This window comes from Desulfofundulus sp., from assembly GCF_049701015.1.
Classification (GTDB): Bacteria; Bacillota; Desulfotomaculia; order Desulfotomaculales; family Desulfovirgulaceae; genus Desulfofundulus.
The window spans coordinates 1-8,423 of record NZ_JBNATZ010000102.1 but is presented as its reverse complement, the minus strand read 5'-3'; the positions used below and the strand labels follow the sequence as shown (position 1 = coordinate 8,423).

Here is an 8,423-nt window from a genome sequence, read left to right as displayed (position 1 = left end):
CAGGCACCGATAACGTTCAACTCCTCCAGGTAGCACAGCGTGGGTATCTTGATCCCCGCCTGCCTGGCCGCCGCCAGGATGGTAGTGCCGGGCGGCACCTGAACCTGCCGCCCATCTATAGTAAGCGTCACCAGGGACATATTTCTCCCTCCAGCTTTAAGTGGTATAGATAGCACCAAACTTGCACTTTTCCATACACGTGCCGCACCGGAGACATTTTTCCAGGTCTATCCGGTGGGGCTTCTTTTTCTCTCCGTAAACGGCCCCGGCCGGGCACACCAGGGCGCAGCGCCCGCAACCGTTGCATTTTTCTTCGTCTATAGCGTACACTATCAAGGCGCGGCAAACTCCGGCAGGACATTTCTTCTGGTATATATGGGCCTCATATTCCTCACGGAAGTGGCGGATGGTGCTGAGCACGGGATTGGGTGCGGTCTGTCCGAGGCCGCACAGGGCAGAAGACTTGATGCCACGCCCCAGCTCCTCCAGAAGTTCAATATCTCCATCCCGGCCTTCGCCCCGGGTGATCCGCTCCACAATCTCCAGCATGCGCCTGGTGCCGATGCGGCAGGGAGAACACTTGCCGCAGGATTCATCCTGGACAAACTCGAGGAAGAACCGGGCCAGGTCCACCATACAGGTATCCTCATCCATGATAATTAAGCCGCCGGAGCCCATGATAGCTCCCAACTGGGTCAGCGACTCGTAATCCACCGGCACGTCCAGGTAACGGGCCGGAATGCAACCGCCGGAGGGGCCTCCCGTCTGCGCGGCCTTGAATTGCTTACCTCCGGGGATGCCACCGCCAATATCAAAGATAATTTCCCTCAAGGTAGTACCCATGGGCACCTCAACCAGACCGGTATTGTTTACTTTACCGGCCAGGGCGAAGACCTTCGTCCCCTTGCTCTTCTCCGTGCCGATGGAGGCAAACCATTCGGGCCCCTTCAGGATAATGGGCGGAATGTTTGCCCAGGTTTCCACGTTGTTGATCACCGTGGGCTTTCCCCAGAGACCTTCCTGGGCGGGAAAGGGGGGTCTGGGCCTCGGTTCACCGCGGCGGCCCTCAATGGAAGCCAGCAAGGCCGTCTCCTCGCCGCAGACAAAGGCGCCGGCCCCCACCCGGATTTCCACGTCGAAGTTGAATCCAGTGCCAAAGATGTTTTCTCCCAGCAGGCCGTATGCCCGGGCCTTTTCGATAGCCAGGGTCAATCTCTGCACCGCCAGGGGGTATTCAGCCCGGACATAGACATAACCCTGGCTGGACCCGATGGCGTAACCGCAAATGGCCATGGCTTCCAGCACGCTATGGGGGTCCCCTTCGAGAATGCTTCTATCCATAAAAGCGCCAGGATCGCCCTCGTCGGCGTTGCAGACCACGTACTTTGGCTTCCCCGGCGCTTTAGCTGAAAATTCCCACTTCAAGCCGGTCGGAAATCCTGCGCCGCCCCGCCCCCGTAAGCCGGATTTTTTGATGCACTCGATAACTTCTTCCGGCGTCATGCTGGAAAGCGCTTTGCCCAAAGCCCGGTACCCGTCGCGGGCAATGTATTCTTCCACCGATTCAGGATTGATGATCCCTGTGTTGCGCAGGGCAATGCGGGTCTGCTTTTTAAAGAAATCTATCTGATCTGAGGTCACCGCCGTCTTACCGTTTTCGGGCACCTTGTATAGCAGGCGCTCCACTACCCGCCCTTTTAACAAATGTTCTTCGGCGATTTCCACTGCATCCGCGGGTTTTAACTGGCGGTAAAACACGCCCTCGGGATAAACCACAATTACCGGGCCCAGGTCGCAGGGACCCATACAGCCGGTTTCAACCACCTTGACTTCGCGCTTTAAACCCAGCCTGTCTATGCTCTCTTCCAGGGCAGATTTTACTGCGTGGCACCCCGAGGAAATACACCCGGCCCCGGCACAGACCAGAACGTGAGCCCTGTATAGTTCCATACCAACCCCCCCTACTCATCTACTTAATAGTCCACTCTTTAATTATCTGGCCGTTGACCAGGTGGGAAACCACAATTTCCCGCGCTTTTTTCTCATCCACGTGGCCGTAGGTAACCTTTTCCCGGCCGGGCCTTTCCACTTCCACCAGCGGCTCGCAATGACACAGGCCGGCACACCCGGTCTGGGTCACCGTTACACCCTTCAGTCCCCTCTTGCTGATTTCCTCCAGGATGGCTGTAAGCACCTCCCGGGCCCCCGAGGCAATCCCGCAGGTGCCCATGGTCACCACTACTTTAACATCCTCCTTACCCTCCCGCAGGCGCATTTCTTCCTGCAGCTTCTCCCTGATTTTATCCAGCTCGGCGAGCGACTTCATACCCCTCACCCCCGCTAAGTATGCTTAAACCTTCGGCAAGATACTGGCGCAGCCAGAGCAGTACCTCCGGTGTATCCAGGGGTATCCCTTTGAGGCGGGACCGGATTTCCCCGGTATCCAGCTCAAAGCTCTGACCGTTCAAAATGTGACGGTAGCACAGGTCCAGGTGGCCATTGCCCACCAGCAGGCTGACGATAGTTCCCGGCATATCCCCCAGGGGGGGACGGTCCCAGCAATAATAAGGGAAGGTGGCTACAACCGTTGTGCCGCGTCCAACATCACTTTTTATTTCCAGGTTGCCGCCGCACCGCTCCACCGCCGATTCCAAAAAGGGCAAACCAAGCCCCACCTTTTTACCGGTTTTAGTTGTGAAAAAGGGGTTGGTCAGCTGGCGCAACATATGTGGGGACATCCCGGAACCATTGTCAGTTACGGAAAAACAGATCAAGTTAGCATCCGGGTCCTCTTCGACGGTAATCTCCAACCGGGTAGCCCCGGCCTCCAGGGAATTCCTGGCGACGTCCAGGACGTGGTGAGCCAGTTCTTCCATCATGGGCATCCCTCCCATCACTTATTGCTGGTAAGCCGCCAGGATATCGGACAGGCGCTCCGGTCGAACCCGGGCGTGCACGTCTTCATCCACAGTGATCACCGGTCCCAGGCCGCAGGCCCCGAGGCAGCGCACCACTTCCAGGGAAAACTCGCCATCTGCGGTGGTTTCCCCGGGCTTGAGGCCCAGTTCTTCTTTGATGCGCTCCAGAAGCTGCCCCGCTCCCCGCACGTAGCAGGCCGTACCCTTACACACGCTGATCTGGTGCTTGCCTTTGGGATGAATGGTAAAGAAGGAATAGAAAGATACCACGCCATAAACCTGGCTTAAGGGTACATTCAGCGCCCTGGCTACCCTTTGCAGCACTTTTCTGGGCAGGTAGCCATAGATCCCCTGGGCCTGGTGCAGCACCTGAATTAACGCCGAGGGCTGTCCGCGATACTGCTCAAGCAGTGCATCCATTCTACTGTTCAATTCCCCGCTACACTTGCAAGCAATGGACATCACGACAACCTCCTTGCTCATGGTTTATCTACGCCGGTAGCGAACCTCGCAGAGGATACATCACCTCCCTTCATGTCCCGGTCTTCAATCTACCGGAGCGGGCGCAACCGTACCCGTTCATTTTTGTGGGTCAGCGATACTATTCTCCCTGGTTAATCAAACCGGCCCTGGTCAACAGGTAATATAACCTGCCGGCGGCGTGGAAACTATCAAGGGGTGTGGAGAAAAGGGGCACACCTTCTTTTTCCGCCAGGGCAACGGTATCCGGTGGGGGAACCCGGCCTCCGGAAATAACAACCCCGCTTAAACCCACCAGGGAAGCCACGGCGATCACATTGCGGTGGCGCTGGATGGTAATCCACAGGCTCCCCCGGCGGGCACGGGCGAGCACGTCGCTCATCATATCACCGCAGTAGGCACCGCAAACCGGGGGCAGGGCATTGTGGTAATGGGCTCTCAGTTCCAGTTCTGTGATTATTTCCCGCCAGTTAATCAGTTTCACCACCCCCGTCCCTTACCTGTTTCCAGTCCCGTCCCATGGCCGGCGGCTGTTTTTGTGCCAGTTCGACCATCTCTTCCGCCAGTTGCTGCAGGCGCTCCCGCAGTTCAAAGATGCAGTAGCTGCGGCGGGCATATCCCTGCACTATATCTTCAGCCAGGGCGCGGCAGCTGGGAGAACCGCAGGAGCCGCAGTCCAGTCCGGGGAGTTCGGTGCAAATTCGCTCCGCTTCTTCCAGCCGGGCCAGGGCCACCTGGGGGTCTTTGGCCAGGGTTAAGGCCGGGCGGGGCGTAATGGGTGTTTTCAGGCGATAGTAGTCGAAATCCCGGGTAAAGTCCCCTCGTTCCCCGGCGGGGTACAATTTGACCAGATTACCCATGCGTACGCGGGCTACGAACGGATTTTGCGGCACCAGAGGACCACCAATACAGCCCCCCGTACAGGCCTGGGCCTCCAGGTAATCGATGTCGGTAAGACCTCCCCTTTCTATTTCCTCCAGAACGCTGATCACGCTGTGGATACCGTCAACGGCCAGCAGCGATCCGGCTTTGATGGCCTCGTTTTCTCCCCCCGCCCGGCCCCAACCAATGCCCACTCCCGAAGCCCGGGGAGCCACCGGGTATGGCGCGGGCATTTCCAGGCGCTTGAGGAGAGCGCCATAAACCACGGCCATGGAGATGGCCCCATCGACACTGGATCTACCTTCGGGCGGCTGTTTAATTTCCGTCACTTTGGCGGGACAGGGGGTAATGAAAAAGGTACCGATCTCGTCCGGTTTGAGCCCGGTCTTCCGGCAGGCCTGCTCCCGGGCCATGCGTCCGGCTATTTCCATGGGAGATTCTATGGGAATGATGTGTTCCAGCAAACTGGGAAAGCGCACCTGGATCAACCTGACCACAGCAGGACATGCTGATGAGATCAATGGACGGGGCCTGTCAACACATACTTCCATGTAATGCCTGATTGCCCACGAAACCGCTTCAGCCGCCAGGGCTACTTCAAAAACATCATGAAAGCCCAGAGCCAGCAGGGCACTTAATACCCGGGAGGGGGTAATTTCGGGTTTAAACTGACCGTAAAAGGAAGGAGCGGGGAGGGCAACGGTATATTTAAAATCTTTCAGTTTATCAAGGCAATCTGTGATGGCCAGCTTGGCCTGGTTGGGGCAGATGCGAATGCATTCACCGCAGTCAATACAGCGCTCCTCGATAATGCGGGCTTTACCCTTGCGTACCCGGATGGCTTCCGTAGGGCAGTGCTTGATACAGTTGGTGCACCCTTTGCATTTTTCCTCGTCGAGACGCACTGAATGGAAATATTGCTGCATTTTTAATCACCACTTCCAGTTATTGCCGTATGACCCGGCATCGGTCGTCTCCCGTCGTTCCGTTCAGCTCTTAGCTAGCTACTGTCGCATAACTATCGGGGCGCGGTCGTCCCCCCGTCGCTCCGTGCTGCGGGCCGGACGAAACATCGGCTTGCCTCGGAGCGAACCTGGCAGCGCTGCATATGCGCCGGAAGTCTACTTTCCTCATGAATAGTTATAGCTTAAGCAGCTCAATCATTATACCGATACTACTACCAGCGCGATTCGCGCTGCCGGTTCGCTAACCTCGGCTACGCCGTGTTTCGTATCCAGCCCTCCGCAATGTCGCTCCTTATGGGACGACCGCCGCCCATCTAGTTTCTGGTTTTGTGACGGTATCAACAATTGTTGAAAATTGCCGCCCACAATCTGGTGCCTTTGTTCACTTCCGACTGGATATCCAGCTCATCGGCGCTTTTTTTGATGTTGGGCAGGCCCATGCCCGCTCCAAAGCCCATCTCCCGGATGTGGAGCGGAGCGGTGGAATATCCTTCCTGCATGGCCAGGGGAATGTCGGGAATACCCGGACCTTCATCTTCGGCGATGATTTCCACCTTATGGGGAGTGATATTGGCCGTCAGGGTACCATGATAGGCATGGATGACGATATTCATCTCCGCCTCGTAGGCGACGATGATGGCCTTGCGAATGGTCGCGGGATCCATACCGGCCAGTTGCAAGGTTTTTTTGATCTTTGTTGCGGCCTGGCCCGCCCGGCTGAAATCCATCCCCTTCACCTGAAACTTCAGTTGCAAGGCACCTCACCCCGTTTCAGGAACTCCGCAGTCCCGCCTGGTAGAGGATGCCGCAACTTTCAAACAGGAACAGGTCGGTCGCCAGAAGGGGAATGCCCTTTTCCCGTGCCAGCTCGATGACGTCTTCACCCGGTTTCTTGCCACGTACAAAAACGATGGCCCGCGCCTCCACCATTTCAGCAAGTCGGATGATCTGTACATTGGTAAGCCCGGTCAGTAAAAGGCATCCAGACCTGGCAAAACACAGAGAATCACTGACAAGGTCGCAGCCGAAACCGCAGGTAACCTCTATATCAAGCAGGTCGGCACCGGAAAGCACATCGGCATCAAGCATCTCTTTGATGACATTCAATTTGATTTTAGTTCACCTGCCATAAAAAAGATTTTTTGTTGACCGGCCTTTGTTATAACATTATATTATCGTTTGTAATTAGGTTTATTTATTACAACAGAATAATACTATTTTTCAAAAATGCAATACAAATCCGCCCAACAGTTATTTAAGCGGAATAAGCGGTCATTTAAAAGGCCTGGATGGCAGTATCACCGCTTTTTAACAAAAATCTCCCGTTGTTATCTTCCCGGTTATCGGGCAGAAGAAAACCCCCTTTGCTGCGACCATGATCTTCGCAGGCAACAAGGGGGCGAGGATGTTAAACCCAAAGAGGCTAGAAGTACAAATCCCGTTGCCCTTTTTCGATCATTTCCAAGCGGGCTTCTGTTTCTTCACGGACAGCAGGATTTTCGATTAACTCCAGATGCTTACGGATGGTGTCTTCACCCACCTGCCGGGTCTGTGGTGACGCATAATCCAGGAGGAATTCCTTGAAGGTGAGAATGGCGTTGGGCTGGCAGACGTTCTGGATCTGACCGGTTTTGGCTAAAGACATAAACCGGTCGCCGGTACGCCCCTTGCGGTAGCAGGCCGTACAGAAACTGGGTATGTACCCGGATAAACAGACGCTGCGCAGCACTTCGTCGGGGCTCCGGTGATCCTCCACCTGGAACTGGGAGGTATCTCCCTCTTCCCGGTGCCCGGCCATCAAGGCCCTGTGGTACCCTCCCACGCCCGTACACGAGCCTGCGCTGATCTGGGAAACGCCCACCGAAATTAACTCGTCCCGGAACTCGGGACGTTCCCGGGTGGAGAGAATCATGCCGGTGTAAGGTACGGCCAGGCGCAAGATGGCGATAATTTTTTTGAAATCCCGGTCGGAAACCAGGTGAGGGAAGTTATCCAGGTTTACGTTCAGGGCCGGACGCAGCCGGGGTACGGAAATGGTGTGGGGACCTACGCCAAAGCGCTCTTCCAGGTGCAGGGCATGGAAAAGCAGGCCCAGCACTTCAAACTTATAGTCATATAAACCGAATAAAACGCCCAGGCCCACGTCATCAATGCCAGCCTCCATGGCCCGGTCCATGGCCGTGGTGTGCCAGTCGTAATCCCGTTTGGGGCCGGAAGGGTGCATGGTCCGGTAGGTCTCGCGGTGGTAAGTTTCCTGGAATAAAATATAAGTACCGATGCCAGCTTTTTTTAAAAGCCGGTATTCATCCACCGTGGTGGCGGCGATATTCACATTCACCCGCCGGATGCTGCCGTTCTTTTCCTTAACGGAGTAGATGGTTTCGATGGCTTCCAGCACGTAATCGATTGGGCAGCTGACGGGGTCCTCACCCGTTTCCAGGGCCAGCCGCTTGTGTCCCATGGCTTCCAGGGCAATCACTTCGTCCCGTATTTCGTCCATGGTCAGGCGGCGCCGCACCAGTTCTTTGTTGTCCCTGCGGTAACCGCAATACCGGCAGTTGTTGATGCAGTAATTGCTGATGTAAAGGGGGGCAAAGAGAACCAGCCTTTTGCCGTAAATCTTTTCTTTAACCCGGTACGCGGTGGCATACATGAGGTCCATGGTATCCGGGTCCTCCACGTGGAGTAAAACAGCTACATCATAGGGGGAGAGCCCCCTGGCCTCTTCCGCCCGGGCAATAATCTCCCGGGCTCTGGCGACATTTGCCCGGCGTCCTTCTTCCAAAAGGTCGTTAATTTGTTCTTCGTTGATAAAGGTAGCCGGTTCACATTTCATTTGTTCATCCCTCCTGGATTTTCTGGGTTTTCGGGGAATGTCCCGGTCCGACCCCCACCTTCCTGGACAGAGAAGCGATCATGTCCTTCAAAGAAACTACTGTCCTCTCGAGGTCCTCATGCAGGTTCGCCTTCCCGGGGTAGATCTGGTAATAGTAACGGTAAGGAGGTGGGGTTGCATCTGGCATAATCACATTGGCACCAAAACACAGGCCCAGACGCCGCCCCGCGGGGTGCACGGTACCCAGGGCGGTGGTAGCGGGTAGATGAACCCCGGGTAGAAGTAATCTGGACACGGCCAGCACCTTCAGGGTAAGTTCCAGCTCTCCAGGAGGCTCTTTGG

The 8,423-nt window shown here is 55.9% G+C and carries 11 protein-coding genes and 1 pseudogene; all 12 read right to left on the bottom strand.

Features of this window, described 5'->3' with window-relative positions; all coding sequences use genetic code 11:
* On the bottom strand, positions 1-140 hold a 140-nt coding region (locus tag ACPLUI_RS07845; protein ID WP_424659712.1), incomplete at its 3' end, for a 2Fe-2S iron-sulfur cluster-binding protein.
* 16 nt (positions 141-156) lie between these two features.
* Positions 157-1,950 (bottom strand): NADH-quinone oxidoreductase subunit NuoF, encoded by a 1,794-nt coding sequence (gene nuoF / locus ACPLUI_RS07840; RefSeq protein ID WP_424659711.1) that lies wholly within the window; start codon positions 1,948-1,950, stop codon positions 157-159.
* Between the two features lie 19 nt (positions 1,951-1,969).
* The gene (locus tag ACPLUI_RS07835; protein WP_424659710.1) at positions 1,970-2,326 is read right to left on the bottom strand and encodes a (2Fe-2S) ferredoxin domain-containing protein; all 357 of its coding nucleotides are present in this window, start codon (positions 2,324-2,326) and stop codon (positions 1,970-1,972) included.
* On the bottom strand, positions 2,301-2,879 hold the full coding sequence (locus tag ACPLUI_RS07830; RefSeq protein ID WP_424659709.1) for an ATP-binding protein: 579 nt from the start codon (positions 2,877-2,879) through the stop codon (positions 2,301-2,303). Before ACPLUI_RS07830 ends, ACPLUI_RS07835 begins: the two co-directional genes overlap by 26 nt.
* An 18-nt stretch (positions 2,880-2,897) precedes the next feature.
* The gene (gene nuoE / locus ACPLUI_RS07825; RefSeq protein ID WP_424659708.1) at positions 2,898-3,380 is read right to left on the bottom strand and encodes an NADH-quinone oxidoreductase subunit NuoE; all 483 of its coding nucleotides are present in this window, start codon (positions 3,378-3,380) and stop codon (positions 2,898-2,900) included.
* A 139-nt stretch (positions 3,381-3,519) separates the two neighbouring features.
* Positions 3,520-3,885, bottom strand: a complete 366-nt coding sequence (locus ACPLUI_RS07820; protein WP_424659707.1) for a DRTGG domain-containing protein — start codon at positions 3,883-3,885, stop codon at positions 3,520-3,522.
* Positions 3,869-5,206: a [Fe-Fe] hydrogenase large subunit C-terminal domain-containing protein gene (locus ACPLUI_RS07815; protein WP_424659706.1), complete on the bottom strand. Its 1,338-nt coding sequence runs from the start codon at positions 5,204-5,206 to the stop codon at positions 3,869-3,871. The genes ACPLUI_RS07820 and ACPLUI_RS07815 overlap by 17 nt, the downstream gene beginning before the upstream one ends.
* A 237-nt stretch (positions 5,207-5,443) precedes the next feature.
* Positions 5,444-5,587, bottom strand: a complete 144-nt coding sequence (locus tag ACPLUI_RS07810) for a hypothetical protein (RefSeq protein ID WP_424659705.1) — start codon at positions 5,585-5,587, stop codon at positions 5,444-5,446.
* Positions 5,584-6,000: an ATP-binding protein gene (locus tag ACPLUI_RS07805; protein WP_424659704.1), complete on the bottom strand. Its 417-nt coding sequence runs from the start codon at positions 5,998-6,000 to the stop codon at positions 5,584-5,586. Before ACPLUI_RS07805 ends, ACPLUI_RS07810 begins: the two co-directional genes overlap by 4 nt.
* A 16-nt stretch (positions 6,001-6,016) precedes the next feature.
* Positions 6,017-6,352, bottom strand: coding sequence for a DRTGG domain-containing protein (locus tag ACPLUI_RS07800; protein ID WP_424659703.1), 336 nt, complete (start codon positions 6,350-6,352; stop codon positions 6,017-6,019).
* A gap of 316 nt (positions 6,353-6,668) precedes the next feature.
* Positions 6,669-8,081 carry a [FeFe] hydrogenase H-cluster radical SAM maturase HydG gene (gene hydG, locus ACPLUI_RS07795; protein ID WP_424659702.1) on the bottom strand — a complete coding sequence of 471 codons (1,413 nt, stop codon included), beginning with the start codon at positions 8,079-8,081 and terminating at the stop codon, positions 6,669-6,671.
* A 4-nt stretch (positions 8,082-8,085) separates the two neighbouring features.
* Positions 8,086-8,423: pseudogene (locus ACPLUI_RS07790) on the bottom strand ([FeFe] hydrogenase H-cluster radical SAM maturase HydE); the annotation flags it as partial.

What these genes read in the sequence shown, in the direction of transcription:
- hydG (WP_424659702.1), bottom strand. Translation starts at nt 8,081, where the DNA reads ATGAAATGTGAACCGGCTACCTTTATCAACGAAGAACAAATTAACGAC.
- nuoE (WP_424659708.1), bottom strand. Translation starts at nt 3,380, where the DNA reads ATGTCCATTGCTTGCAAGTGTAGCGGGGAATTGAACAGTAGAATGGAT.
- nuoF (WP_424659711.1), bottom strand. Translation starts at nt 1,950, where the DNA reads ATGGAACTATACAGGGCTCACGTTCTGGTCTGTGCCGGGGCCGGGTGT.
- ACPLUI_RS07830 (WP_424659709.1), bottom strand. Translation starts at nt 2,879, where the DNA reads ATGATGGAAGAACTGGCTCACCACGTCCTGGACGTCGCCAGGAATTCC.
- ACPLUI_RS07835 (WP_424659710.1), bottom strand. Translation starts at nt 2,326, where the DNA reads ATGAAGTCGCTCGCCGAGCTGGATAAAATCAGGGAGAAGCTGCAGGAA.
- ACPLUI_RS07815 (WP_424659706.1), bottom strand. Translation starts at nt 5,206, where the DNA reads ATGCAGCAATATTTCCATTCAGTGCGTCTCGACGAGGAAAAATGCAAA.